The 26,582-nt window shown below is 69.7% G+C and carries 20 protein-coding genes; 11 read left to right on the top strand and 9 right to left on the bottom strand.

The window, feature by feature from the left end; genetic code table 11:
- The first annotated feature begins 61 nt into the window (after window positions 1-61).
- From G6045_RS14470 to G6045_RS14450, 5 genes are all read left to right on the top strand, one after another.
- Window positions 62-802 carry an ABC transporter ATP-binding protein gene (locus G6045_RS14470; RefSeq protein WP_165332350.1) on the top strand — a complete coding sequence of 247 codons (741 nt, stop codon included), beginning with the start codon at window positions 62-64 and terminating at the stop codon, window positions 800-802.
- Between the two features lie 119 nt (window positions 803-921).
- Entirely contained in the window at window positions 922-2,022 is a 1,101-nt protein-coding gene (locus tag G6045_RS14465) for an alpha/beta hydrolase (protein WP_165332347.1), read from the top strand.
- 24 nt (window positions 2,023-2,046) lie between these two features.
- Window positions 2,047-4,236, top strand: a complete 2,190-nt coding sequence (locus G6045_RS14460) for a bifunctional glycosyltransferase/CDP-glycerol:glycerophosphate glycerophosphotransferase (RefSeq protein WP_165332346.1) — start codon at window positions 2,047-2,049, stop codon at window positions 4,234-4,236.
- Window positions 4,236-5,876, top strand: a complete 1,641-nt coding sequence (locus G6045_RS14455) for a glycosyltransferase family 2 protein (RefSeq protein WP_165332345.1) — start codon at window positions 4,236-4,238, stop codon at window positions 5,874-5,876. The genes G6045_RS14460 and G6045_RS14455 overlap by 1 nt, the downstream gene beginning before the upstream one ends.
- Window positions 5,877-5,899: 23 nt before the next feature.
- On the top strand, window positions 5,900-7,060 hold the full coding sequence (locus G6045_RS14450; protein WP_328707776.1) for an acyltransferase family protein: 1,161 nt from the start codon (window positions 5,900-5,902) through the stop codon (window positions 7,058-7,060).
- On the opposite strand, the gene G6045_RS14445 is transcribed toward G6045_RS14450, so the two are convergent.
- From G6045_RS14445 to G6045_RS14430, 4 genes are all read right to left on the bottom strand, one after another.
- Window positions 6,969-8,312 carry a hypothetical protein gene (locus G6045_RS14445; protein WP_165332344.1) on the bottom strand — a complete coding sequence of 448 codons (1,344 nt, stop codon included), beginning with the start codon at window positions 8,310-8,312 and terminating at the stop codon, window positions 6,969-6,971. The two genes, G6045_RS14450 and G6045_RS14445, sit on opposite strands and share 92 nt — an antisense overlap.
- Entirely contained in the window at window positions 8,293-8,772 is a 480-nt protein-coding gene (locus G6045_RS14440; protein WP_165332343.1) for a GtrA family protein, read from the bottom strand. The genes G6045_RS14445 and G6045_RS14440 overlap by 20 nt, the downstream gene beginning before the upstream one ends.
- A gap of 39 nt (window positions 8,773-8,811) precedes the next feature.
- Complete coding sequence (locus tag G6045_RS14435; protein ID WP_165332342.1) at window positions 8,812-9,606, bottom strand: polyprenol monophosphomannose synthase; 795 nt, start codon at window positions 9,604-9,606, stop codon at window positions 8,812-8,814.
- Window positions 9,607-9,799: 193 nt separating this feature from the next.
- Complete coding sequence (locus tag G6045_RS14430) at window positions 9,800-14,752, bottom strand: NAD-glutamate dehydrogenase (protein WP_165332341.1); 4,953 nt, start codon at window positions 14,750-14,752, stop codon at window positions 9,800-9,802.
- Window positions 14,753-15,275: 523 nt separating this feature from the next.
- Here G6045_RS14430 and G6045_RS14425 point away from each other — a divergent pair.
- Complete coding sequence (locus tag G6045_RS14425; RefSeq protein ID WP_165332340.1) at window positions 15,276-15,842, top strand: DJ-1/PfpI family protein; 567 nt, start codon at window positions 15,276-15,278, stop codon at window positions 15,840-15,842.
- A 21-nt stretch (window positions 15,843-15,863) separates the two neighbouring features.
- Here the strand turns inward: G6045_RS14425 and G6045_RS14420 are convergent, their stop codons facing one another.
- Entirely contained in the window at window positions 15,864-16,523 is a 660-nt protein-coding gene (locus G6045_RS14420; protein WP_165332339.1) for an HAD family hydrolase, read from the bottom strand.
- 146 nt (window positions 16,524-16,669) lie between these two features.
- On the opposite strand from G6045_RS14420, the gene G6045_RS14415 reads away from it, so the two are divergent.
- Together G6045_RS14415 and G6045_RS14410 are read left to right on the top strand one after the other, a co-directional pair.
- Window positions 16,670-17,770, top strand: a complete 1,101-nt coding sequence (locus G6045_RS14415) for an LLM class flavin-dependent oxidoreductase (RefSeq protein ID WP_165332338.1) — start codon at window positions 16,670-16,672, stop codon at window positions 17,768-17,770.
- Entirely contained in the window at window positions 17,767-18,453 is a 687-nt protein-coding gene (locus G6045_RS14410) for a CE1759 family FMN reductase (RefSeq protein WP_165332337.1), read from the top strand. Before G6045_RS14415 ends, G6045_RS14410 begins: the two co-directional genes overlap by 4 nt.
- Before the next feature lie 69 nt (window positions 18,454-18,522).
- Here the strand turns inward: G6045_RS14410 and G6045_RS14405 are convergent, their stop codons facing one another.
- Window positions 18,523-19,029, bottom strand: coding sequence for a DUF6912 family protein (locus G6045_RS14405; RefSeq protein ID WP_165332336.1), 507 nt, complete (start codon window positions 19,027-19,029; stop codon window positions 18,523-18,525).
- Window positions 19,030-19,328: 299 nt separating this feature from the next.
- Here G6045_RS14405 and G6045_RS14400 point away from each other — a divergent pair, with 299 nt between their 5' ends.
- Window positions 19,329-19,766: an Rv3235 family protein gene (locus G6045_RS14400; RefSeq protein WP_165332335.1), complete on the top strand. Its 438-nt coding sequence runs from the start codon at window positions 19,329-19,331 to the stop codon at window positions 19,764-19,766.
- Between the two features lie 63 nt (window positions 19,767-19,829).
- Here the strand turns inward: G6045_RS14400 and secA are convergent, their stop codons facing one another.
- On the bottom strand, window positions 19,830-22,691 hold the full coding sequence (gene secA, locus G6045_RS14395) for a preprotein translocase subunit SecA (RefSeq protein ID WP_165332334.1): 2,862 nt from the start codon (window positions 22,689-22,691) through the stop codon (window positions 19,830-19,832).
- 226 nt (window positions 22,692-22,917) lie between these two features.
- Here secA and G6045_RS14390 point away from each other — a divergent pair, with 226 nt between their 5' ends.
- Together G6045_RS14390 and G6045_RS14385 are read left to right on the top strand one after the other, a co-directional pair.
- Window positions 22,918-23,487, top strand: coding sequence for a GNAT family N-acetyltransferase (locus tag G6045_RS14390; RefSeq protein WP_165332333.1), 570 nt, complete (start codon window positions 22,918-22,920; stop codon window positions 23,485-23,487).
- Window positions 23,488-23,606: 119 nt separating this feature from the next.
- The gene (locus G6045_RS14385; RefSeq protein WP_165332332.1) at window positions 23,607-24,788 is read left to right on the top strand and encodes a winged helix-turn-helix domain-containing protein; all 1,182 of its coding nucleotides are present in this window, start codon (window positions 23,607-23,609) and stop codon (window positions 24,786-24,788) included.
- A gap of 42 nt (window positions 24,789-24,830) precedes the next feature.
- Here G6045_RS14385 and G6045_RS14380 read toward each other — a convergent pair whose 3' ends face one another.
- Window positions 24,831-25,592, bottom strand: a complete 762-nt coding sequence (locus G6045_RS14380; protein ID WP_165332331.1) for a response regulator — start codon at window positions 25,590-25,592, stop codon at window positions 24,831-24,833.
- 188 nt (window positions 25,593-25,780) lie between these two features.
- Window positions 25,781-26,479, bottom strand: coding sequence for a ribosome hibernation-promoting factor, HPF/YfiA family (hpf, locus tag G6045_RS42170; protein WP_165332330.1), 699 nt, complete (start codon window positions 26,477-26,479; stop codon window positions 25,781-25,783).
- Window positions 26,480-26,582 lie beyond the last annotated feature (103 nt).

Here is a 26,582-nt window from a genome sequence, read left to right as displayed (position 1 = left end):
CCCCCTCGCCGAGCCCTCCCCCGTACCCGCCCAGCGGACCGGAGAGCGCGTCCCGACCGTCATCGCCGACGGCGTCGACATCGTCTACCGGGTCATCGGCTCGGGCGCGGGACGCGGCAGCGCCACCTCCGCCCTGAGCCGGATCGTCGGCCGCGGCAAGCGCCCCGGCGTCCGCGAGGTGCACGCGGTCAAGCGCGTCTCGTTCACCGCGTACCGCGGCGAGGCCATCGGCCTGATCGGCACCAACGGGTCGGGGAAGTCGACTCTGCTGCGCGCCGTCGCCGGACTGCTCCCCTGCGAGAGCGGCCGGATCTACACGGACGGCCAGCCCTCCCTGATGGGCGTGAACGCCGCCCTGATGGACGATCTGACCGGCGAGCGCAATGTGACCCTCGGCTGCCTGGCCATGGGGATGTCCCGCGAGCAGGTACGGGAGCGCATGCACGAGATCGTCGAGTTCTCGGGCGTGAACGAGAAGGGCGACTTCATCTCGCTGCCGATGCGCACGTACTCCTCGGGCATGAAGGCCCGGCTCCGGTTCTCGATCGGTGCGGCCAAGGACCACGACGTGCTGCTGATCGACGAGGCCCTCGCGACCGGCGACCGCCGCTTCCAGAAGCGCTCCGAGGACCGGATCCGCGAGCTGCGCGCCAAGGCGGGCACGGTCTTCCTGGTCAGCCACAGCAACAAGTCCATCCGCGACACCTGCGACCGCGTCCTGTGGCTGGAGAAGGGCGAGCTCCTGATGGACGGGCCCACCGAGGAGGTCCTCGAGGAGTACGAGCGGTTCACCGGCAAGTGAGCCTCCGGGGGATGCGCGGGCCCGTGATCGGCGTCACCCACGACTCGTAGAACCCAAATAGGACAATTAGCCTCTTCTTGTCGGGGGCAGCCCCTCGCCCCCAGCAAGGAACGCACCCGATGGGACTCACCAGCAAGAAGCTGCTGCTGCTCGCGGTCCTCGTGGCGATCGCGCTCTTCGCGCTCACCATGTGGCTCTGGCCGCGGCTGGCCAAAAGCAGTGTCCGGGCCCTGCTCGGCCGCTTCCTGCTGCTCGTCTGCACCCAGATCGCGGTGCTTTCCGTAGTGCTGCTCTATGTGAACGACAAGTTCGAGTTCTACGCCTCGTGGGACGACCTCTTCGGCACCGAGCAGGGCGAGGGCGTGGTCCAGGAGGTCGGCCCGGGCGGCAAGCTCGTGGCACTCCAGTCGGACCAGGCGCTGAGCGGCGGCGGCCGCCTCGAGTCCGTGAAGATCACCGGCACGAGCTCGAAGATCGCCGCGGACGCCAAGGTCTATCTGCCCCCGCAGTACTTCCAGAAGGGCAACAAGGACAAGAAGTTCCCGGCCATCCTCGCCATCACCGGCTACCCGGGCACGGTCGACGGGATGATCAACGAGCTGGGCTTCGTGGACACCGCCCGCGACAAGGCCCGTACGGGCAAGATGCCGCCCGCGGTGATGATCTTCATCCGGTCGGCGGTGACCCCGCCGCGGGACACCGAATGTGTGGACGTCCCGGGCGGCCCCAAGGTCCTGACGTATTTCGCGAAGGACCTGCCGAAGGCGATCACCCAGCACTACCGGGTGGGCACGGACACGAAGCAGTGGGGCGTGACGGGCTACTCGACCGGGGGCTACTGCGCGCTGAAGCTCCCCATGACGTACCCGGAGAGCTTCACGGCCGGCGCCGCGCTCTCCCCGTACTTCGCGGCGAAGACCGACGACACCACCGGCGATCTCTTCCACGGCGACAAGAAGCTGGAGCAGGAGAACGACCTGATGTGGCGGATGGAGAAGCTGCCGCAGCCGCCCGTCTCGCTGCTCGTGACCAGCAGCGCCAAGGGCGAATACGACTACCACCACACCCTCGACTTCCTGTCGAAGCTCAAGGAGGGGCGCATGCGGATGGCGCGCATGATCCTGGACGAGGGCGGCCACAACTTCAACACCTGGAAGCGCGAGGTGCCGGCCGCGCTGGTCTGGCTCGGCGACAAACTCGACAAGCCCGCGAAGGCGTGAGGACCGACCCTTGAGGACCGAACGGTGAAGCTCAGTGTGATCGTGACCGGGCCCGATGTGCAGGGCCATCTGCGGGAGTGCCTGGACAGCGTGGCCGGCCAGTCGGGCGCCGAGTCCGAGCTGCTCGTCGTGCCCGCCGACGAGGCGGCCCGGGCCCAGTGCGACGGGTATGCCGCGCGCGTCCTGCCCGTGGAGCCCTCCGCCGCGGCGGCCCGGCACGCGGGCGCGGCGGCGGCGAGCGGGGAGTGGCTGCTGTTCCTGGACAGCAAGGACCTGCTGCTCCCGGACGCGGTCCGCACCCTTGTCGAGCACGCCGACACCCCGGCGGACGTGCTGCTCTTCGACCATGTCCGCGCCTACTGGTGGGACCCGGCGCGCCCCAGCACCGACACCAAGATCCTGGCGGCGGCCGGTCACGAGGCACGGGGGCTCGCCGCCGCGCCCACCCTGCTCGATGTCACCCCGCTGCTCGGCAACCGCGCGCTGCGCGCCGCGTTCTACCGCGACCGCCTCGACAGCGGACTGCTCGACGATCCGGCACCGGCCGGTGAACTCGCCACCGCCTACGCCTCGTTGCTGCTGGCCGACCGCATCGCCTGCCTCGACACCGCGCTGCTCGCCGAGCGCCGGCTGCGCCGCGCGAGCCTGCCGCCCCTGACCGCCGAGCAGCACTACGCGCTCTTCGACGAGTACGAGGAGATCTGGGCGCTGGCGGAGAACGCCCCGGTGTCCGTACGCGGGGTGCTGTACGACCGGATGACGGCCGACTATCTGCGGATCATCGCCCGCCCCGGACTGCTGCCCGAGGAGCTGGCCCCCGAGTTCTTCCGCCGCGCCTGCGAGCACGCGGTCCGCTTCCGCCCGGAGGGGCACGCCGCCCCCGACGGGCTGGCCGGAGTGCGGCAGAACCTGCTGGTCAAGGGGCAGTTCGCCGCGTATCGCACCCTGCAGAAGGCCAATCGCAAACAGCGCGACCTGACGACGACGCTGCACAAGAGGAAGCGCAAGCTCGGCGCGAGCCTGCGCCGGCGTCGCTACGAGAAGGCGCGCAGCCGGCCGGTCGACCGGGAGCTCGCGGTGTTCTCCGCGTACTGGGACCGGGGCGTGGCCTGCAACCCGGGCGCGATCGCCGCGAAGCTCGCCGAACTCGCCCCGGAGATCCACCCGGTGTGGGTGGTGAGCGCGGACAAGGTGCCGCTGCTGCCGCCGGGCACGGACCATGTGGTGCCGGGCAGCAAGCCCTATCTCGACGTCCTGGGCCGCGCGGGCTTCCTGGTGAACAACGTCAACTTCCCCAACATGCTGGTCAAACGCCCCGAGCAGACCTACATCCAGACCCATCACGGCACCCCGCTCAAGCGCATGGGCCTGGACCAGATGGACTTCCCGGCGGCCTCGAAGGGCCTCAACTTCCGTGCGCTCCTTGCCCGGGTGGACCGCTGGGACTACAGCCTCTCGGCCAACAGCCACTCCACCCGGATGTGGGCGCACGCCTACCCCTCGCACTACACCCCGCTCGACTACGGCTATCCGCGCAACGACGTGTTCTACCGGGCGGACGCCGCCGACGTACGGGCCGTGCGCGCCAAGCTCGGCATCGCCCCCGGCAAGCGGGCCCTGCTGTACGCGCCGACGCACCGCGACTACGAGGCCGGCTGGACCCCGCGCCTCGACCTCGCCGCGCTCGCCGAATCGCTCGGCGAGGACACGGTGCTCCTGGTGCGCGGGCACTACTTCTACGGAGGTTCCGCCTCGCCGCTCGCCCGCCTTCGCGGCACGGGCCGGGTCATCGACGTCTCCGCGTACGACCCCGTGGAGGACGTCTGTCTCGCGGCGGACGCGCTGATCGCGGACTACTCCTCGATCCAGTTCGACTATGCCAACCTCGACCGGCCGATCGTGATCTACGCCGACGACTGGGAGATGTACTCCCGCACCCGCGGCGTCTACTTCGATCTGCTCGCCGAACCACCGGGCCAAGTGGCGCGCACCCAGGACGAGTTGACCGAGATCCTGCGCGGTGACGCCTGGCGCGACAGCGGCTCCGCCAAGCTGCGGGCCGGGTTCCGGCAGCGCTTTTGTGAGTTCGACGACGGGGCGGCCGCCGAGCGCGTGGTGCGCCGGGTCTTCCTCGGCGAACGGCCCGAGGCCCTGCCGAAGATCATCCCCGTCGAGGACCGTACGCCCGCACCGACCCCGGAAGAAGCAGCCTGATGAGCGCCCTGCCCGATGTGACCGTCACGGTGATCGTCTACAACGACGCCGACCGGCTGCCCCGCGCGGTGGCCTCGCTGCGTGAGCAGACCCACGCCAACATCGAGATCATCATCAGCGACGACTGCTCCACCGACCACACCCCCGAGGTGGCGCGGCAGCTGGAGTCCGAGGACCGGCGGGTGCGCTATCTGCGCCTCCCGGTCAACAGCGGCGGTTGCAGCGCACCGCGCAACCGCGCCATGGAGATCGCGCGCGCCCCGTATCTGATGTTCCTCGACAGCGACGACGAACTGCCGCCGCGCGCCGTCGAGTTGCTCCTCGAAGCCCATCGCGAGCGGGAGATCGACTTCGCGATGGGGCAGGTCGAGAGGGTCCGCGTCGACACCGGCAAGCGCACGCTGTGGATGCCGGACCTGGTCGCCGAACGCCGTACGGTCGAGGGCATCGACGCCGAACCGCGGCTGCTCTTCGAGCACCTGTCGACCTCGAAGATGTACACCAAGGACTTCCTCGACCGGCACGAGCTGCGCTTCCCCGAGGGCATCCACTACGAGGACCAGCTGTTCTCCGCGCAGGCGTACTGCCTGGCCAGGGCGTTCACGATCGTGCCCGAGCCGGTCTACCGCTGGTACATCGAGCCGTTCGCGGCCGCCGGCGCCGCCTCGATCTCGAATCAGCGCCACAAGATCAGCAACGTACGGGACCGTATCCACGTCCAGACCCTGATCGACGAGTTCCTCGTCTCCAGCGGGCATGCCGGGCTGCGCGAGGACAAGGACTACAAGTTCCTCAAGCACGACTTCCGGATGTACGCGGGTGATCTGCCGTTCCGCGACGAGGACTGGATCCGTTCGTTCGCGGGCGCGGTGGTCCCGTATCTGGAGTCCGTCTCCCCGGCCGCGCTGGCCCGGCTGCCGCGCGCCGAGCGCGTGGTGATCCAGCTGCTTCGCGACGGGCGCCTGGCCGACGCGCAGATCGCCGCGCGCGGCATGGGCCACGGGGTGGCGCCGCGCGAGACGGTCACCGACGAGACCGGGCGGGTGTACTGGGGCGCACGAGTCCCCGTCACCGAGCAGACCAAGGGCGAACTCGACCTCAGCGACGAGGAGTTGGTGACCCGGCCGTTCACCACCGCGCACTTCCGCCACGAGATCACCTCGGTCACGGCGGGCGCTCCTGGCACGCTCGACCTGACGGTCCGCACCTACGACCCGGGCCGCCAGCTGGCCGTCGGCCCGCATGTGGCCGCCCTGCACATCGCGCCCGGCGGCCGCCGCCACACCGAGCGCTTCCGCCTCGACGTGGTGGGTCCCGGCGTCTACGAAGGGTCCGTACGCCTTGATCTGTCCGCGGCCGAACTGCCGCTTCAGGGTTTCTCGGGCGTCCGTCACCCGATCCTGGAGCTGGAGCAGGACCGCCAGCGCAATACGGGCCTGCTGCTCGCGCCGCTGGAGTTCACACCGCTGACGACGGTGCTGCGACCTCGCTTCGGGGTGCCGCATCGGGTGACCGTGGAGCCGGAGGGACGTAACTCCGGGCGGCTTCAGGTGCGTTGGGCGCCGGTGGGCGCGGTGGTCAAGGCGCTGCGGCCGGTCAAGCGGCGCGCGGGCGCGCTGCGCAAGCTGGCGCTGCGCTAGGCGCGCGTCCCGGAGAAATCACTGTGTCTGTGCTCACTGCCCCGTCCCTGCCCACCCGCGCGCCCGAGGCGCCGCGCACGGCCGGCCGGCTGCGCGTGCTCGACGGCCTGCGGCTGCTCGCGGCGCTGCTCGTCGTGCTCTACCACTACGTCGGCGAAGGCGGCTGGTCCGACCCCCAGCGGACCTTTCCCGTGCTCGGCGCGATCGCCCCGTATGCCTGGCTGGGTGTCGAACTCTTCTTCCTCATCAGCGGGTTCGTCATCTGCATGTCGGCCTGGGGCAAGCCGCTCACGGCCTTCGTCCGCAGCCGGGTGGTGCGGCTGTTCCCCGCGTACTGGTTCTGTGTGCTCGCCACCGGAGCCTTCCTGCTGCTTCCCGGGCTGCCCACCGAGGGCGACCGGCCGACCATCAGCCAGATCCTGACCAATCTGACGATGGTGCAGAACCCGCTCGGCGTCGACGATGTCGACCACTCGTACTGGACCCTCTGGGCCGAGCTGCGCTTCTATCTGCTCTTCGCGGTGGTCGCCTGGATCGGCGTGACCCGTAAGCGAGTTGTCGCCTTCTGCTGGCTGTGGACGCTGGCCGTGGTGCTCGCGCCCGCGGCCGGCCTTCCGGTGCTCGGGCTGCTCGCCAACCCGGTCTACGCGCCCCTGTTCCTCTCCGGTATCGCCTTCTACCTGATCCGCAGGAACGGCCCGCGCCAGGGTGCCCCGTGGGCGCTGCTCGGCGTCAACTGGCTGCTCGCGCAGCACAGCATGATCGAGGTCTCCGCGCACTACAGCCCGCACTCGCACCGGCTGTCATGGACCGTGTGCGTGGCCGTGGTGACGGCGTTCTACGTGCTGATGGCGGCCGTGGCGCTCGGGTACCTCGACCGCATCGACTGGCGCTGGCTGACGACCGCCGGAGCGATCTCGTATCCGCTGTATCTGATCCACCAGGCGATCGGCGTGCATCTGCTGCACCTGTGGCGGGACGCGCTCCCGCCGTGGGTGCTGCTGTCGGCCGCCGTCGCCGTGATGGTCTGCGTGGCGTGGCTGATCCACCGGTACGTGGAACGGCCGGGCGGTGCGCTGCTGCGGCGGGCGTTCAGCCTGTCCGCTGGGACGCGGGGGTCTGGGAGCCGGGAGCCGGGGGCTCGGGAGTCTGAGGCCCGGGAGCCGGGGGCTCGGACGCGCTGAGCGCCGCTTCCACCGATCCGGCCGCGGCGCCCTGCGCCAGGGCCACCCGCCACATGCGGTCGAGGGCCAGCGGCACCCCGATCACCACGACCAGCCACACCTGTACGTACAGGCGGTCCTGCTCGACCTCCAGCGGATGCGCGGCCATCGTGCCGAAGCCGACGAGCCCCATCGCGGCCACGCACAGGGCGACCGGCACGGACCGCTTCCAGGCGCCCCACAGGCCGATGGCCAGCAGGAGCAGCAGCATCGGCGCGAGCGCCTCCTTCTGCAGCCACTGCCACCAGTAGTTGAGGTTCAGACGCGCGAGCGCCCGCCAGGGATCGGCGATCTCCGGCCGGGACCAGTGCAACGTGAACGTGTCCTGCAGCGACTCGCCCATGCCGGGCAGCCCGAGCACCTTGCTCAGGACGAGCGCGACGACGGTGCCGCCCGCGGAGAGTCCGGCCAGCCACCAGGTGCCGCGATGGCGGACGCGCGGCACGAAGACGAGGGCGGCCACCGCGGCGAGCGTCAGGAAGGGTGCGGCCATCAGGAAGCTGGAGTACTTCACCCCGAGCCCGAGCGCGAAGGCCCCCGCGAACAGCCAGGCCCCGGCCGCGACCCGCCCCTGCAGCAGCCATACGGCGGCCAGCAGCAGCGCCGTCATCAGCGCCAGCATCGGCCCTTCGGTGAGCGGCCTGCCGCCCCATGCGGCCAGCGGCGTCACGTAATAGAGAACCTGCCCGAGTACGGCGATCGGCGGCGGTGCCCGCAGCGCGCGAAGCAGCAGGTACACGAGCAGGCCGGCCAGCGCGGTGAAGCCCAGCGCCACCGCGGTCAGGCCCGCCTTGGCGCCGAGCAGGGCCACGAAGGGCGCGGCCATCAAGGGGTACGCGGGCCGGGTGTGGAAGATCTTCTCGTAGCGCGGATCGGTCGGTTCAAGGCCGTTCGCGTACTTCTTCTCGCAGTTCGCGACGTACTCCGCCTGCTTTCCCGGCTCACGGAAGGCGAGCTGGTCCAGCATCCGGTTGCGCTGCACCAGCTTGGCGGTGTCGGTGCAGTACGCGGTGACCGCCTTGTCCTGCGCGGCCTTCGGGGAGTCGCCGAGGAACTCGTAGGCGGCGCGGGCATAGCGGTACGAGTCGTTGGAGAAACGCGTCGCCGGGTAGCCGAAGACATGCAGCACCACGAGGGCGACCACGGCGAGCAGCGGCAGCGCCCGCACCAACCGCCGCCTGCGCGCGGCCCGTTCAGCCGCGCTGCGCGTCATGCTGGAAGACCCAGGTGCGGTAGACGAGGAAGCGGAACGCGGACGCAAGGACGATCGAGCCGGCCTTGGCGATGTTCGAGCCGAGCGGTCCGTCCATCGCCATGCCGTGGTACGCCACGTAGAACAGGCCGCTCTCGACCGCGACCCCGATCCCGCTGAACACGAAGAACAGCAGGATCTGCTGCTTGGTGCGCTTGTCGCGGTCCCGGTAGGCGAAGAAGCGGAAGCCGAGGTAGTTGGTGCCCATGGCGATACAGCTCGCGAGCACCGTGGCGGTCATCGCGCCCCAGCCGAGGCCGTGAAGCAGCAGGTTGAAGACGACGAAGTTGACGCCGACGCCGCTGCCGCCGACGATCCCGAACTTCGCCAGCTCCTTGCCGTAGCGGGCCATGCGGCGCGCACGAGGGCGTGGCGCCGCCTCCGGCAGCGCCACGGTGGGGGTGTCCTGCAATGTGGTCATCGTGGGATGCTCACCAACTCGTCTCTGCGCGGCGGGTGTTCAGCGCCGGCCCCGGGCGGCGGCACGCAGCTTCCACGGCATCGCCATGGACTCCAGCTGCACCGCGAAGTTCATCTTCGACTCGCCGACCGTGCGGTCCTCGAAGTGGATGGGCACCTCCATCACGCCGAAGCCGCGGCGCAGCGCCGCGTACTTCATCTCGACCTGGAAGCTGTAGCCCGCACTGCCCACCGACGCGAGGTCGATCGCGCGCAGGGTGTCCGCGCGCCACAGGTTGAAGCCGCCGGTGATGTCGCGGACGCGGGTGCCGAGGATCGCGCTCGCGTAGGTGTTGGCCCAGCGCGAGAGCAGCTTGCGGTGCGCGCCCCACGCGTCCGAGAGCGAGCCGCCCGGCACGTAGCGGCTGCCGACCACGACACCGGCACCGGTGGACAGCGCGACGCCGAGCATCTCGGCGACCTTCTGTGCCGGGTGGCTGCCGTCGGCGTCCATCTGCAGCACGTACGCTGCGCCGTCCTCGACGGCACGGGTCATGCCCGCCGCGTAGGCGCGGCCGAGGCCGTCCTTCTCGGTGCGGTGCAGGACCCGCATGCGGACGCGGTGCGTGTTGTAGCGCTCGGCCAGGGACTCGGCGAGCTCGCCGGTGCCGTCCGGGCTGGAGTCGTCGACGACGAGCAGGCTCAGGCCCGGCAGCTCCTCGGCGAGCGCCATCAGCGTCTCGGCCATCCGCGGCAGGTTGCCCGCTTCGTTGTACGTGGGCATGACGACGGTCAGCGCGGTGTCCGCCCAGGCCGCGGGCAGGGGCGTCGGTGACACAAGGGTCTTCGTCAGCATCTGAGGTCCTCGGTGCGCGTACACAATCGCACCCACCTTAACCCAAATGCCCGATTTAACAGCATAAAGACCGTGTAGGGGCGTCAGCTCCACGGACCTCAGCGCCGGAAACCCACGGCCCTCCCCGCCGCAAAACGGCCGAACACCTCGGAGCGGTCGGCTCCGAGGTGCTCGGCCAGGAGGCGTTATCCCGTTACGAGTGCGTGCGCAACAGCGTCCGCATCGTGCGCATCGCCACCGACAGGTTCGCCAGGTCGAACGAGTCCGAGCCCTGGATCTCGTCCAGGGTCGTCTTCGCGCGGCCCAGGATCGCGGCGTTCTTCTCCTGCCAGGACTTGAACCGCTGCTCCGGCGTCGAGCTGCCGTTGCCCACGGACAGGACGTCCGAGGTGAGCGCCGCGTGCGCCGCGTACAGGTCCTCGCGGATCGCCGCGCGGGCCATGGACGACCAGCGGTCGGTACGGGGCAGGGCGCTGATCCGGTCCATCAGCTGGGTGATGGTGAGCCGGTCCCCGAGGTCGTAGTAGACCTCGGCGACGGCCATCGGGTCCTTGCCCACGCGGTCGGCGATCAGCACGATGTCGAGCGCCGGGAACGCCGAGGAGAACCCGGCCACCTGCTGCGCCAGCTCCTCCGGCACGGCGGCCGCGGTCAGCTCCTCGAAGATCTGCTGGTACCACTCGAGGTCCGCGCCGCGCAGGAGCTTCGGCAGCTCGCCCCACACCTGGTGGACGCCCTCGCTGAAGAAGCCGATCGTCTCGGCCAGCTCGAGCGGCTGCGGCCGGTTGTTGAGCAGCCAGCGGGTGCCGCGCTCGACGAGCCGGCGCGAGTGCAGCCGGATCCGGGTCTGGACGTCGGCGGCGACCACGTTGTCCAGGGCCTCGACCCCGTCCCACACCTCGGAGAGCCCGAAGATCTCGCGGGCCGCGGTGTGCGCCCGTACGACCTCTTCGAGCGAGGCGCCGGTCTCCTCGCGCATCCGGTGCAGGAAGCTGGTGCCGCCCGCGTTGACCGTGTCGTTCACCAGGACCGTCGTGACGATCTCGCGGCGCAGCGCGTGCGCCTCGATCTGCTCGGTGAACTTGCTGCGCAGCGCCGTCGGGAAGTAGGCGTGCAGCAGGCTCTGCAGATACGGGTCGTCGGGCAGACCGGTGGAGATCAGCTCCTCGGCGACGGTGATCTTCGTGTACGCCAGAAGCACCGCCGTCTCCGGCTGGGTCAGACCCAGGTCGTTGCCGAGGCGCTCGCGGATCTGCCGGTCGGTCGGCAGGAACTCGATGGCCCGGTCGAGCCGGCCCTCGCGCACCAGCGTGCGCATGAAGCGCTGCTGGGCGTGGAGCATGCTGGAGGACTGCGCGAGGGCGTTGGCCAGGGCGGTGTTCTGCGCGTAGTTGTTGCGCAGCACCAGGTGGCCGACCTCGTCGGTCATCTCGGCGAGCAGCTTGTTGCGCTGCTTGACCGTCATGTCGCCGTCGGCCACGACCGCGTTCAGCAGGATCTTGATGTTCACCTCGTGGTCCGAGGTGTCCACGCCCGCGCTGTTGTCGATCGCGTCGGTGTTGACGCGGCCGCCGTGCTGCGCGAACTCGATCCGGCCGAGCTGGGTGAGCCCCAGGTTGCCGCCCTCGCCGACGACCTTGACACGCAGGTCGGCGCCGTCGACGCGGATCGCGTCGTTGGCCTTGTCGCCGACGTCCGTGTGCGATTCGGCCGACGACTTCACGTACGTGCCGATGCCGCCGTTCCACAGCAGGTCGACCGGCGACTTGAGAATCGTCTGCATCAGCTCGGCCGGGGTCATCTTCGCGATCCCGGACTCGATGCCGAGTGCCTGGCGGATGTGCGCGTTGAGCTGGATCGCCTTGGCCGTACGGGGGAAGATCCCGCCACCCGCGGAGAGCAGCTCGGTGTTGTAGTCGGCCCAGGAGCTGCGGGGCAGCTCGAACAGTCGGCGGCGCTCGGCGTAGGAGACGGCCGCGTCCGGGTTCGGGTCGATGAAGATGTGCCGGTGGTCGAAGGCGGCGACCAGGCGGATGTGCTCGGAGAGCAGCATCCCGTTGCCGAACACGTCACCGCTCATGTCGCCGACGCCGACGACCGTGAAGTCCTCGGACTGGGTGTCGACGCCGAGCTCGCGGAAGTGCCGCTTCACGGACTCCCAGGCGCCGCGGGCGGTGATGCCCATGCCCTTGTGGTCGTAGCCCGCGCTGCCGCCGGAGGCGAAGGCGTCGCCGAGCCAGAAGTTGTACGACTCGGCCACCGCGTTGGCGATGTCCGAGAACGTCGCCGTGCCCTTGTCGGCCGCGACCACGAGGTAGGTGTCGTCCTCGTCGTGCCGTACGACATCGGCGGGCGGCACGACCTCGCCGGCCACCATGTTGTCGGTGATGTCGAGCAGCGCCGAGATGAAGGTCTTGTAGCTGGCGATGCCCTCCGCCATCCACGCGTCCCGGTCCTTCGCGGGGTCGGGCAGCTGCTTGGCGACGAACCCGCCCTTGGCGCCGACGGGCACGATGACCGTGTTCTTCACCATCTGCGCCTTGACCAGGCCGAGGATCTCCGTACGGAAGTCCTCACGCCGGTCGGACCAGCGCAGCCCGCCGCGCGCGACCTTGCCGAAGCGCAGGTGCACACCCTCGACACGGGGCGAGTACACCCAGATCTCGAACGCGGGGCGGGGCGCCGGCAGGTCCGGGATGGCCTGCGGGTCGAACTTCATCGAGACGTAGGAGTGCGGCCTGCCGCCCCCGGCCTCCTGGAAGAAGTTCGTGCGCAGGGTCGCCTTGATGACCACGAGGAAGGACCGCAGGATCCGGTCCTCGTCGAGGGATGCGACCTGGTCGAGCGCACCGTCGAGCTCTTCGAGCAGCCCGTCGGTCAGCTCGGTGCCGGCCCGCTGGCGGTCCGGGGACATCCGCGCCTCGAACAGCGAGATCAGCAGGCGCGTGGTGTGGACGTTGTTGCGGAGGGTGTCCTCCATGTAGTCCTGGCTGAACGTGGCGCCCGCCTGGCGCAGGTACTTGGCGTACGCGCGAAGCACCATCGCCTGCCGCCAGTTCAGACCGGCGCGCAGCACGAGGGAGTTGAAGCCGTCGTTCTCGGCCTCGCCGGTCCACACGGCGGCGAAGGCCTGCTGGAAGCGCTCGCGGGCGTCGTCGGCGAGGTAGTCGCCGTTGCCGTTGGACTTCGGCATGCGCAGACCGAAGTCGTAGATCCACGCGTCGTTGCTGCGGTCGCTGCAGCGCAGTTCGTACGGGCGCTCGTCGACGACCTCGCAGCCGAGCCGCTGCAGGACGGGCAGGACCGCGGAGAGCGAGACCTGCTCGCCGGAGCGGTAGATCTTGAAGCGGCGCTCGCCGGGGCCCGCGCCCACGGGCTCGTAGAGCGAGAGCGCGAAGTCCTGCTCGCTCTTGCCCAGGGCCTCCAGGTGCACGAGGTCGGCGACCGCGGAGCGCGGCGAGTGATCGGCCTTGTAGCCCTCGGGGAAGGCGCCCGAGTACTTGCGGAGCAGCTCGGCCGCGCGCTCCTCGCCGCACTCGGCGTTCAGCGCCTCGGCGAAGCCGTCGGCCCAGGAGCGGGCGGCCTCGACGAGCCGCGCCTCGATCCGCTCCTTGTCCGCGTCGGAGAGCTCCGGCAGCTCGGTGCCCGGCGCGACCCGGACGACGAAGTGCAGCCGGGACAGGATCGACTCGGTGTTCCAGGCGGTGAAGTCGACGCTGGCGCCGCCCAGTTCCTCCTTGAGGATGTCGATGATCCGCAGGCGCACACCGGTGGTGTAGCGGTCGCGCGGCAGGTAGACGAGGGCCGAGTAGTAGCGCCCGTACTCGTCCTTGCGCAGGTAGAGCCGCAGGCGCCGGCGCTCCTGGAGGTACAGCACGCTGGTGGCGATCTCACGCAGCTCGTCGACCGGGGTCTGGAAGAGCTCGTCGCGCGGATACGTCTCGAGGATCTGCATCAGGTCGCGGCCGTCGTGGCTGTTGGGCGAGAAGCCGGCGCCCTTGAGCACCTCTTCCACCTTGCGGCGGATCACCGGGACGCGGCGCACGGACTCGGTGTACGCGGCGGACGAGAACAGGCCCAGGAAGCGGCGCTCACCGACGACGTTGCCCTCGGCGTCGAACTTCTTGACGCCCACGTAGTCGAGGTAGCTCGGGCGGTGCACGGTGGCGCGGCTGTTGGCCTTGGTGAGCACCAGGATCTTGTGCTCACGCGCCTTGGCGCGGGCGTCGGCGGGCAGCCGGTTGAAGGACGGGCTGACCGGGTGGGCCTCGTCGCCGCCGGCGTGCTGCGGGTCGGAGCGCAGGATGCCCAGGCCGGTGCCGGGCACGGCGGTGAGCGAGTCGTCGTCGGTGAGGTCGTACTCGCGGTAGCCCAGGAACGTGAAGTGGTCGGCGGCCAGCCAGCGAAGCAGCTCGCGGGCCTCCTCGATGTCCTGCTCGCGCAGATCGTCGGCGGTGGGCTCGGCGGGCAGGTCCTCGGCGATGCGCAGCGCGGAGTCGCGCATCTTCTCCCAGTCCTCGACGGCCTCTCGGACGTCGGACAGGACGCGCAGGAGATCGTTGGTGATCTGCTTGAGGTCCGCGCGGTCGGTCTCGCGGTCCATCTCGACGTGGATCCAGGACTCGACGAGCGTCTCGTGCCCGGCCTCCGCGGCCGCCTCGGCCGCCGTGTTGTCGGCGAGGACCTCGATCAGCTTGCCGGTGACATCACGGCGTACGACCACCTGCGGGTGGATCACGACATGGATGCCGCGGCCCTGGCGGGACAGCTCGTTGGTCACCGAGTCCACGAGGAACGGCATGTCGTCCGTGACCACCTCGACCACGGAGTGGCTGGAGGTCCAGCCGTTCTCCTCGACGGTCGGGGTGTGCACCCGGACGTTCGCGGTGCCCTGCGGCCGGTTCTCGGCCAGGCGGTAGTGCGAAAGCGCGGCACCGAAGACATCGACCGGGTCGCGGTCGGTCAGGTCCTCGGGCGCCGTGTGCAGGTAGTAGCGCTGGAGATACGTGAGAACGGTGTCGCCGTCCGGCTTGTCGTCCTCACGCGTGGCACCGGTCGGGAGCTGTCCCCCGACCGGGCTGTGCTCAGCGACTCGGGCGGCCCTTGCGAGCAGCTCGGCCTTGGCTTCGTCCAGCTTGGTCTGCATGTCCTCTGCTCCTGTCGCGCGCCGTTGCGTGACGTAGAAGGAATCGGTCGAACCCGGCGAACTCAGCAAACGCACTGAACTCACCGAACTCATAAAAATTACGGCACAACGTCGCGCCCGGGGTGGGGGTCGCTGTCGACGGTATGCCGCAATCGGAAGAGCGAGGGGCGTAATCGGCCAATGTCACTGGCGCGCCCCGGAACGAGATCTCAGCGGCCTCCCGCGCCCGGCGGTCGGCCGGGCGAAGGCAGGGGGCTCCGATGCCCCCGCGGCTTATCGCACTGATCACGCCCTACAGGCTATCGCCCTCTCCCCCGGGACCGGCATGTGCCGTATGGGCACAAAAGCTGGGGGTGAACTTTGACGTTCCGGACAGCGACGTGGGGTACGGAAGGGGCGTATCGGGCCGTTTCCATGACGGCCCCTCTTGGCAAACGCCCGCCGCGGGGGCACGTTGACCGGGACGGCCCGGCCGTCCCATCGGGCGCCCGGGGTCCACATCTCATGGGGAGCGGGAGCGGCGATGTCAGCAAAAATCCTGATCGTGACGGGTGACGCGGCGGAATCCCTGGAGGTCCTCTACCCCTACCAGCGGCTGCGCGAAGAGGGCTACGACGTGCACATCGCGGCGCCGGCCCGCAAGAAGCTCCAGTTCGTGGTGCATGACTTCGAGCCGGGCTTCGACACGTACACGGAGAAGCCGGGCTACACCTGGCCGGCCGACCTCGCCTTCTCGGAGGTCGACCCCGGGCAGTACGTGGCGCTGGTGATCCCGGGCGGCCGCGCACCCGAGTACCTGCGCAACGACCCGGAACTCCGGAAGATCATCAAGACCTTCTTCGACACGGACAAGCCGGTGGCCCAGATCTGCCACGGCCCTCTGCTCACGGCGGCGATCGGCAGCCTGAGCGGCCGCCGCGTCACGGCGTACCCGGCCCTCGAGCTGGACATGCAGGCGGCCGGCGCGACCTTCCAGGACGCGGAGGCCGTGGTCGACGGCACGCTGGTGTCGGCCCGCGCTTGGCCGGATCACTCCCGCTGGATGCGCGAGTTCCTCACAGTGCTGCGGGCGAAGGCGCCCGTGACGTAACTCAGCCCCGCCGGGGCGGGGCTACGCCACCAGCCGCTCCGCCTCGGCCACCGCATCCGCCAGGGTGTCGACCACCGGCACCCCCGCCACGGCCAGACTGGCCCGACTGTGCGACCCCCCGGTGTACAGCACGGCAAGGGCCCCCACATGCGCCGCGGCCAACGCGTCATCGACCGCGTCACCGATCACGACGGCCCGCCCGGGATCGATCCCGGGCAGCGCCGCGAGATGGCGCGCCATCTGCAGCGCCTTGCCTTCCGTGGAGTCCCCCACGCGCCCGTCGACCCGTACGAACCGCTCCTCGATCCCGTGCGTACGGACGATCGGCAGCAGCCGCTCATGAGGCGCCAGCGAACACATCGACTGCGTCAGGCCGGCCGACTGCCACTCGGCGAGGAGCAGGGCCGCCCCCTCCGCGAGAGCGGCGGACTCGGCGAACGCCCAGTAGTGACGGTGGAACGCCTCGTCCATGACGACCCACTCCTCGGCGGTCGGCAGCCGCCCCATCAGGCGCTCGTAGAACTTGGGCACGGGCACGCAGTAAAGCTCCCGGTACCGCTCCAGCGTGATCGGCGCGAGCCCGATCTCGGCGAACGAGGCGTTGGTGGCCTGGATGACGGCGTCGATGTCGTGGAACAGCGTCCCGTTCCAGTCCCAGACGATGTGTGCTTGCTTCCCCATGCCTCGACGGTACCCACTCCCACCGACAGCCCGAGCCACGCCCACTGATACTGCCGCCGGCACGGGAGAGCCCGGGAATAGCCGCACCCGGCGCACCGTTCGGCTGATATAGTTGAATCGTAAACAACTAGTGAAGGTGAGCAGCCATGCAGTTCGGGATCTTCACCGTCGGCGACGTCACGGTCGACCCGACCACCGGTCGCGCGCCCACCGAGCACGAGCGGATCAAGGCGATGCTGGCCATCGCGCTCAAGGCGGAGGAGGTCGGTCTCGATGTCTTCGCGACCGGCGAGCACCACAACCCGCCGTTCGTCCCGTCCTCGCCCACGACGATGCTCGGCTACATCGCCGCCCGCACCGAGAATCTGATCCTCTCCACCTCCACCACGCTGATCACCACCAACGACCCGGTGAAGATCGCCGAGGACTTCGCGATGCTCCAGCACATCGCGGACGGCCGGGTGGACGTGATGATGGGCCGCGGCAACACCGGCCCGGTCTATCCGTGGTTCGGCAAGGACATCCGCGACGGCATCGACCTCGCCGTCGAGAACTACGCCCTCCTGCGCCGCCTGTGGGACGAGGACGTGGTGACCTGGAAGGGCAAGTTCCGTACGCCGCTGCAGTCCTTCACGTCCACGCCCCGCCCGCTCGACGGCGTCGCGCCCTTCGTGTGGCACGGCTCCATCCGCTCCCCGGAGATCGCCGAGCAGGCCGCGTATTACGGCGACGGCTTCTTCCACAACAACATCTTCTGGCCGGCGTCCCACACGAAGCAGATGGTGAACCTCTACCGGCAGCGTTACGCCCACTATGGGCACGGCACCCCGGAGCAGGCGGTCGTCGGCCTCGGCGGCCAGGTGTTCCTGCGGAAGAACTCCCAGGACGCCGTACGGGAGTTCCGCCCGTACTTCGACAACGCACCGGTGTACGGACACGGCCCTTCGCTCGAGGAGTTCACCTCCCAGACCCCGCTGACCGTCGGCTCCCCGCAGGAAGTCATCGAGCGGACCCTGTCCTTCCGCGACTATGCCGGCGACTACCAGCGCCAGCTGTTCCTGATCGACCACGCCGGCCTGCCCCTGAAGACCGTCCTGGAGCAGCTTGACCTGCTCGGCGAGGAGGTCGTCCCCGTCCTGCGCAAGGAGTTCGCGAACCTCAAGCCGGCGAACGTCCCCGACGCCCCCACCCACGCCGCCCGTGTGGCCCGCGCGGCCGCCGAGAACGAGGAAGGCACGCACGCATGAAACTCGTCGTCGTCTCGGCGGGGCTGAGCTCCCCGTCGTCCACCCGGCTCCTCGCCGACCGCCTCGCGGCGGCGGCCCTGGAGCAGGTGGACGCCGAGGTCGAGGTGATCGAACTGCGTGACCTCGCCACGGAGATCGCCCAGCACTTCGTCACCGGCTTCCCGCCCGCCCGGCTCGCCGCCGCGCTCGACACGGTGGCGGCGGCCGACGGTCTGATCGCGGTCACGCCCGTCTTCGCCGCGTCGTACAGCGGTCTGTTCAAGTCGTTCTTCGACGTCATCGACAAGGACGCCCTCACCGGCAAGCCGGTGCTCGCCGCCGCGACCGGCGGGACCGCACGTCACTCGCTGGTCACCGAGCACGCGCTGCGCCCGCTCTTCACCTACCTGCGCGCCCTCGTCCTGCCGACCGCCGTGTACGCGGCCTCCGAGGACTGGGGCGAAGAGGGCCTCGCGCAGCGGATCACCCGGGCGGGCCGGGAGCTGGCGCGCTTCATGGCACCGTCCGCAGCCGGACCGTTCACAGCCGGACCGTCCGCGACCGCGACCGCACCGGACGTCGACACCACCGCGGCGATCGCGCCCCGTTCACTGCACGGCGCGATCACCTCGACCGACCCGACGGACGGGTTCGAGGTCGTCCCCTTCACGGAGCGGCTGGCGGCGCTGCGCGTGGCGGACTAGAACCTGTCCTGTGGATCCGGCCTGATCCACAAGACAGGCGCCAGCCGCCCATACGCGTACGGGCCAAGCTCAGCCGATCAGGTTCGGGATCTCCTGGATCGCGAACCACAGCAGTTCGTGGTCCTCGGCGCCGTCCACGGTGAACTGGGCGTCGTCGTCGCCGAGATCCGCCGCCCCCAGCGCGGAAGCCGCGGCGGCGATGTCCGCCACCGCTTCGTCCGCGTCGACATGGACGGCCGCGGCCTTCGTGAGCGGTACGGCCTTGGCCAGGCGGACCTCGCCGAGCGCGCCGGGGTCGAGCCCGCGGTCGGGGTCCACGGCCGCGTCGGCGTCCGGTACGTCGACCGCCACCACGACCCGGCGCGGCACAGCCGTGGGGTCCCCGGCAAGGAGCCGCAGGGACGCCGCCGCGGCCCTGCTGAGCGCCGCGTACTCCAGCTCCTCGATGTCGTCGGACACGTACCACTCCCGCAGCGCCGGCGTCACCGCGTACGCCGTCAGCGGTCCCGGTCCGAGCTCGGCCGCCTTGTGTGCCTGCACGAGACCGGCAAGTGTCAGGGGGACGTAGACACGCATGTATCCGCCGCTTTCGTCATCGGGATGGGGCTTCCACGTCACGTGGGAAGGCCTTCAGGATACGTGCGGGAGTCCCCTTTCGAGTTGCCGCCAGGACATCGCGAAGCGTCAACCCGACGCCCACCGCGGACCTCGCCCGGCCCGCCCCCACAGGGCGTGGCCACCCTGATAGGTGAACTCCCCCGCCACTCCGGCACACGCCCGCCCGGCCTTGCGACCGCGCCCGCCCTGCCCGTACAAGAACCCCAGGAGCTACCGCCGGGTAACCACACCCGACCAGGCAGAACGGGGACCTTGCCATGACCGTACGCAGCACCCGCCCGACCTCACGCCGCAGCCCGGCACCGCGCGGTCCCGCCTCGCGCCGCGACCCGCGCCGCCCGGGGGAGCCCCGCCGCGTACCCGCCCAGCAGCGCCCGACGGTCGTGCGCTACTGGTTCGCCGAACGGCTCCTGGCCGTCCTCAGCGGCCACCGCCCCGTGCACTGGATGCTCAGCCACACGGTGGGCGACGCCTACGAGCAGCTCGCACGGCTCGCTCCACGCACCCCGCTGCGCACCCGCGGCACCCGGCCCGTCATCCGCGACTGCGGTGAGCACCGCCCCGAGGACGGCGTGATCGAAGCCTTCGCCCGCATCGCCGCCGGCGACCAGCTCAGGGCCATGGCCTTCCGCCTGGAGCAGGGCCCCGACCGCCGCTGGAAGTGCGCCGCCGTCGAGGTCGGGGCTCCCGCGTAAGCACCGCGCATACGGAACCGGGGCCCCGCACGAATGCGGGACCCCGGCCACGTACAGCGAAAGCTACTTCTTGCGGCGGCGGCTGCCGCCCTTCTGCGCCTTGCGACGCTCCGCCCGCGTCATCCCGTCCGCAGCCGACCGCACCGGTCCGCCCGGACCGTCGTCGACCAGGTCGCCCTCGACGACGCCGCCCTCACCGTCGACGGTCGGCGCCGAGAAGTGCAGCCCGCCACGGCGCTGCGGGGCCTCCAGGCCCTTGGCGCGGATCTCCGGACGGGAGGTACCCGCCGGCACGGCGTCCTCCTTGTCGAGGGACGGCTTCGCGTCCTCGACCGGGACCTCCTCGACCTGCTGCTCGACCTGGACCTCCAGGTTGAACAGGTAGCCGACGGACTCCTCCTTGATCCCGTCCATCATGGCGGTGAACATGTCGAAGCCCTCGCGCTGGTACTCGACCAGGGGGTCCTTCTGCGCCATCGCGCGCAGGCCGATGCCCTCCTGGAGGTAGTCCATCTCGTAGAGGTGCTCGCGCCACTTGCGGTCCAGGACCGACAGGACGACGCGCCGCTCCAGCTCACGCATGATGTCCGAGCCGAGCTGCTCCTCGCGCGCGTCGTACTGCGCGTGGATGTCCTCCTTGATCGCCTCGGAGATGAACTCGGCGGTCAGACCGGCTCGGTCACCGGCCTCGTCCTCGAGCTCCTCGACCGTGACCTTCACCGGGTAGAGCTGCTTGAACGCGCCCCACAGCCGGTCGAGGTCCCAGTCCTCGGCGAAGCCCTCCGCGGTCTCGGCCGCGATGTAGGCGTCGATGGTGTCGTCCATGAAGTGGCGGATCTGCTCGTGCAGGTCCTCGCCTTCGAGGACGCGACGGCGCTCGCCGTAGATGACCTCGCGCTGGCGGTTGAGCACCTCGTCGTACTTCAGAACGTTCTTACGCGTCTCGAAGTTCTGCTGCTCGACCTGCGACTGGGCGGACGCGATGGCGCGGGTGACCATCTTGTTCTCGATCGGCACGTCGTCCGGCACATTGGCCATGGACATCACGCGCTCGACCATCTGCGCCTTGAACAGGCGCATCAGGTCGTCGCCGAGGGACAGGTAGAAGCGGGACTCGCCCGGGTCGCCCTGTCGGCCGGAACGACCGCGCAGCTGGTTGTCGATACGGCGGGACTCGTGCCGCTCCGTACCGAGCACGTAGAGACCGCCGAGGTCGGTGACCTCGTCGTGCTCGTCCTTGACCGCCTGCTCGGCACGCTTCATCGCGGCGGGCAGCGCGGCCGCCCACTCCTCGATGTGCTCCTCGGGGTCGAGGCCCTGCTGGCGCAGCTCGGCCTCGGCGAGGTCCTCGGGGTTGCCGCCGAGCTTGATGTCGGTACCACGGCCGGCCATGTTGGTCGCGACCGTGACGGCGCCCTTGCGGCCGGCCTGGGCGACGATGATCGCCTCACGGTCGTGCTGCTTGGCGTTGAGCACCTCGTGCGGGATGCCGCGCTTGGAGAGCTGCTGCGAGAGGTACTCGGACTTCTCGACCGAGACGGTGCCGACCAGGATCGGCTGGCCCTTCTCGTGCTTCTCGGCGATGTCGTCGACGACCGCGTCGAACTTCGCCTTCTCCGTGCGGTAGATCAGGTCCGACTGGTCCATGCGGACCATGGGGCGGTTGGTCGGGATCGGCACGACGCCCAGCTTGTAGATCTGCTGGAACTCGGCGGCCTCGGTCATCGCCGTACCGGTCATGCCGGACAGGCCGCTCTCGTAGTCGTCGCGCTTGTAGAGGCGGAAGAAGTTCTGCAGGGTGATCGTCGCGAGCGTCTGGTTCTCGTCCTTGATGTCCACCCCTTCCTTCGCCTCGATCGCCTGGTGCATGCCCTCGTTGTAGCGGCGGCCGGCGAGGATACGGCCGGTGTGCTCGTCGACGATCATGACCTCGCCGTCGATGACGACGTAGTCCTTGTCCTTCTTGAACAATTCCTTGGCCTTGATGGCGTTGTTCAAGTAGCCGACGAGCGGGGTGTTCACCGACTCGTAGAGGTTGTCGATGCCGAGCCAGTCCTCGACCTTGGCGACACCGGACTCGTGGATGCCGACGGTGCGCTTCTTCTCGTCGACGTCGTAGTCGCCGGTCTCCTCGATGCCCTTGAGCGGCTGTCCCGCCTCGCCCTTCTTCAGGCGCTGGACCAGCTTGGCGAAGTCGCCGTACCACTTGGTGGCCTGGTCGGCCGGGCCGGAGATGATCAGCGGCGTACGGGCCTCGTCGACGAGGATCGAGTCGACCTCGTCGACCACGGCGAAGTTGTGGCCTCGCTGGACGAGCTCGTCCTGCGACCAGGCCATGTTGTCGCGCAGGTAGTCGAAGCCGAACTCGTTGTTCGTGCCGTACGTGATGTCGCACGCGTACTGCTCGCGGCGCTGGGCCGGGGTCATGTTGGCGAGGATGCAGCCGACCTGAAGGCCCAGGAACTTGTGGACGCGGCCCATCATCTCGGAGTCGCGCTCGGCCAGGTAGTCGTTCACCGTGATCAGGTGAACGCCCTTGCCGGAGAGGGCGTTGAGGTAGGTGGGCAGCGTGCCGACGAGGGTCTTGCCCTCACCGGTCTTCATCTCCGCGACGTAGCCCATGTGCAGGGCTGCGCCACCCATGATCTGTACGTCGTAGTGACGCTGGCCAAGGACGCGCTTGGCGGCCTCGCGGACCGTGGCGAAGGCCTCCGGCAGCAGGTCGTCGAGGCTGTCGCCCGACTTGCCCTCGCTGTCGACGTACTCCTGGTAGCGCTCCTTGTACTCCTGCGTGAGCGCACGCAGCTCGGCGTCGGAGAGGCCTTCGAAGTCCTCTTCGATGGAGTTGACCTGGTCCGCGATGCGGTGCAGCTTGCGCAGGATCTTTCCTTCGCCTGCACGCATGAGCTTGTTGAAGACGGACACGAGGGTTGGTCTCCTTGCCGGTCGGGCGGCCTGGGGCGGTCGTTATGTGGTGGTGCGGCCACGGCAGGGGCACCCCACCGCAACGGCCATCGTATGCGAGGAGCCCACCGCCTCGGGAGGTCCACCATCAGGTCCAACGGCCAGGAGCCCCGGAAGGTGCCGCGCTCCCTCAGCTCCCCGCGAAAATCCCTGGCCAAGAGTGAGCCCTCACCCGGAGAATCCGGCAATGGACCCCGTGACCCTCACCACCGGCCGCCTGACCATCCGCCCGCTCGGCCCGCAGGACATCGACGCGGTGTACGCGGCCTGCCAGGACCCCGAGGTCGGGCGCTGGACGACCACCCCCGTGCCCTACCGCCGCGAGGACGCGGAGAGCTTCGCCGGGACGATCGCCCCTGAGGCCTGGGTCAGCGGCAGGGAGTACTGCTTCGCCGTACTCGACAGGCAGGGTCAGCTGGTGGCGGTGACCGGTCTGATGGAGCGCATCGGCAATGCCCGCGAGATCGGCTTCTGGGCGGTCAAGGAGCACCGCGGCCAGGGCTATATGACCGAGGCCGTGCGCGCGGTGACGCGCTGGGGCTTCGAGGAGCTGCACGTCGACCGCATCGAGTGGAAGGCCGAGGTCGGCAATCACGCCTCGCGCGCGGTCGCCGAGAAGGCCGGCTTCCAGCTGGAGGGCATGCTGCGCTCGGGCCTGCTCAACAAGGGCACCCGCCGCGACACCTGGGTGGCCTCGCTGCTGCCCGGCGATCTCGGACTGCCTTCGCAGGATGCGTATCTGCCGGCCGAGAGCTGAACCGTCCTGGACAGTCCCCTCCCGCCCGGGGGCCGAAGCCCTTCTCAGGCTATCGGCGGGCACTGACAACGGGACTGCCCGCGAAGGCCGTTGTCAGTGGCAGCTCGTACGGTACGTGCATGACCTCCACGCCCGACGTCGCCCTCTCCGCCGACGACGCCCGCCGTATCGCCCTGCGCGCCCAGGGATTCCTCGGCGCTCCCGACCGGCGTGCGGGGGTGCGCGGGGTGCTGCGGCACCTGGGGTCGGTCCAGCTCGACACGATCTCGGTGCTCGCCCGCTCCCATGAGCTGATTCCGTACGCACGGCTCGGCGCCGTCGGCCGGGGGACGGTCGAGGACGCGTATTGGACCGAGGGCCATGCCTTTGAGTACTGGTCGCACGCGGCCTGCATCCTGCCCGTCGAGGAGTGGCCGCTCTTCGCCTTCCGCCGCCGCGCGTACCGCGGCCGCCCGCACTGGAACCACCAGCTGGCCGACGGGGCGTACGAGCAGGTCATCAAGCAGCTGCGGGCCGAAGGTCCCCTCACCGCAACCGAGTTGGGCGGCGCGAAGAACAAGGGCGAGTGGTGGGACTGGTCCGACTCCAAGATCGCCGTGGAGCGCGCGCTGATGTACGGCGAGGTCGTCTGCACCGAGCGGCGCAGCTGGAAGCGGGTGTACGACCTGGCGGAGCGCGCCATCCCCGACCGGCTGCTCCATGACGACCTCGACGACGCCGAGTGCCTGCGGCGCCTGGTCCGGCAGTCCGGCGAGGCGCTCGGTGTGGGCACGCGTGCGGACATCGCGGACTACCACCGGCTCAAGAGCGAGCAGTTCGACGCGGTGATCGAGGACTCCGGTCTGGTCCCGGTCCAGGTCGAGGGCTGGTCCAAGCCCGCCTGGGCCGACCCGGCGGCGCTCGCCTCACAGCCGCGCGGACGGCACCGTACGACACTACTCTCGCCCTTCGACTCACTGATCTGGGAACGGGCGCGTACGGAGCGGATCTTCGGCTTCACCCACCGCCTCGAGGCGTACGTCCCGAAGCCGAAGCGGGTCTACGGATACTTCGCGATGCCGCTGCTCTCCGGCGGCCGGCTGCTCGGCCGGGTGGACCCGGCGCGCGAGGGCAGCACGCTGGTGGCCCGGCACGCCTCGCTCGACACCGCGAAGGCGGTGGAGCCGATGGCCGCGGCGCTGGTGGAGGCCGCGGGCTGGGTGGGCTGCACGTCCGTACGGGTGGAGAAGGTCACGCCCGTGGAGCTGCGGGCACCGCTGACGGCAGCGGTGAAGACGGCGGTGCGGGGGCTCACCGCCTAGGGCCTGATCCACGAGACCGGACGTGAACCCCGCCCCGGGACCTCACCGGATCTCGAGGATCTTCTCCCGCATCGCGTAGACCACGGCCTCCATCCGGGAGTGCAGTTGCAGCTTCTCCAGGATGTTGCGCACGTGGTTCTTCACGGTGTTCTCGGAGATGAAGAGCTCCTTGGCGATGTCCCGGTTGTTCATCCCGGTCGCCACCAGCTTCAGGACTTCCAGCTCGCGGTCGGTCAGGCGCGGCGCGGGCACGAGCCGGCGCTCGTCGGTGCGCTGGATCATCGACTTGAACTCGGTGAGCAGCTTCGAGGCCATCGACGGACTGATCTGCGACTGCCCGTCCGCCACCGCGCGAATGGCCGTGGCGACCTCGTCGGTGGAGATCTCCTTGAGCAGATAGCCGGTGGCGCCGGCCTTGATCGCATCGTAGAGATCGGCCTCTTCGTCACTGATCGTCAGCATGATGATCTTCGCGCTGGGGGCCACCTCCTTGATCGAGGTGCAGGCCTCGATGCCGCCGCGCTTGGGCATCCGTACATCCATGAGCACGATGTCGGGCAGCAGATCGGCGGCCTTGTCCACGGCCTCCGCCCCGTCCCCGGCCTCGCCGACCACCTGAATGTCCTCCTCCTGCGCGAGAACGATCTCGAGGCCCCTGCGGAACAAGGCGTGGTCGTCCACGACGAGCACCCTGATCGGTTCCTTGCGCGCGGCGTCCAGGTCGGCGTCCTGGCCGATGCCCGCTGCGACGCGGACGCCGTCAACGGCATCCTCGTCACGCATCGGTCCGAAACTGTCCGCCATCGTTCCTCCCCCTGAAGGCCGAGGCCTGTGTGGTCCGCCAACCCGCTTCGGCAGTAGGCGGGTTGGTCTGCGAGCCCATGATTTCATGCCGGGACGTCAGTGCAGTGCCCCAAGGGGTCGCACACCGGTGCCCCCGGGGGCGCATACGCGTCCCCGGGGGCACCGACGGCCGGGATCATCGCGGCACATCAGCCACCGAGCGCACCGCCCGCACCGGGCGCCCCGTCCGCCTCGGCCTTGGCCACCATCGGGTCCGTGTTCAGGTGGATGACGCCGTAGTCGTAGGCGTGCCGCCGGTAGACGACACTCGGTTCCTTGGTCTCGGAGTCGACGAACAGATAGAAGTCGTGCCCGACCAGCTCCATCTCGTAGAGCGCCTGGTCGAGCGACATTGGGGCGGCCACGTGGGTCTTCTCGCGGACCACCAGCGGCCCTTCGCCCTGGATCTCGAGGGAACCGATGCGCTTGGTCGGCACCTGGTCCGACGCGTCCTCGGCGGGTGAGCCGTCCCCGTTGAGCGTCGCGGCGCCCGGGACGCGGTCGGCCACCTCGGCCGCCGACAGCCTGCCGTTGCCACGCCGGGAGGAGCGCTTGCTGTGCTGCTTGCGCAGCCGGGCCTCCAGCTTCTCCTGGGCCAGGTCCAGCGCCGCATAGGGGTCGCTCGCGGATGCCTCTGCCCGGATCACCGGCCCACGCGAACGGAGTGTGATCTCCACCCGGTCGCTGCGGTCGGCCTGACGGGGGTTGGGCTCCTTGGACACCTCGACGTCGAGGCTGATCACCTTGCCATCGAGCTTCTGGATCTTCTCCAGCTTCAGCTTCTCGGCCACGTGCTTGCGGAACCGCTCGGGCACCTCGGTCTTGCGGCCCTTGACGACGATGTCCACGCAGAACTCCGTTCCCGGATAGCTCCGCTCCTACAGGCGGAGCATCTCCCTTTTGCACCAGACTCCGGTGAGCCCCGGAGCCTCGGACTCGGTGACTTCCACC

Source organism: Streptomyces mesophilus (assembly GCF_011044995.1).
Lineage (GTDB): Bacteria > Actinomycetota > Actinomycetes > Streptomycetales > Streptomycetaceae > Streptomyces > Streptomyces mesophilus.
Note: the sequence above shows the minus strand (reverse complement) of the source record. Positions and strands in the feature narration are given on the sequence as shown.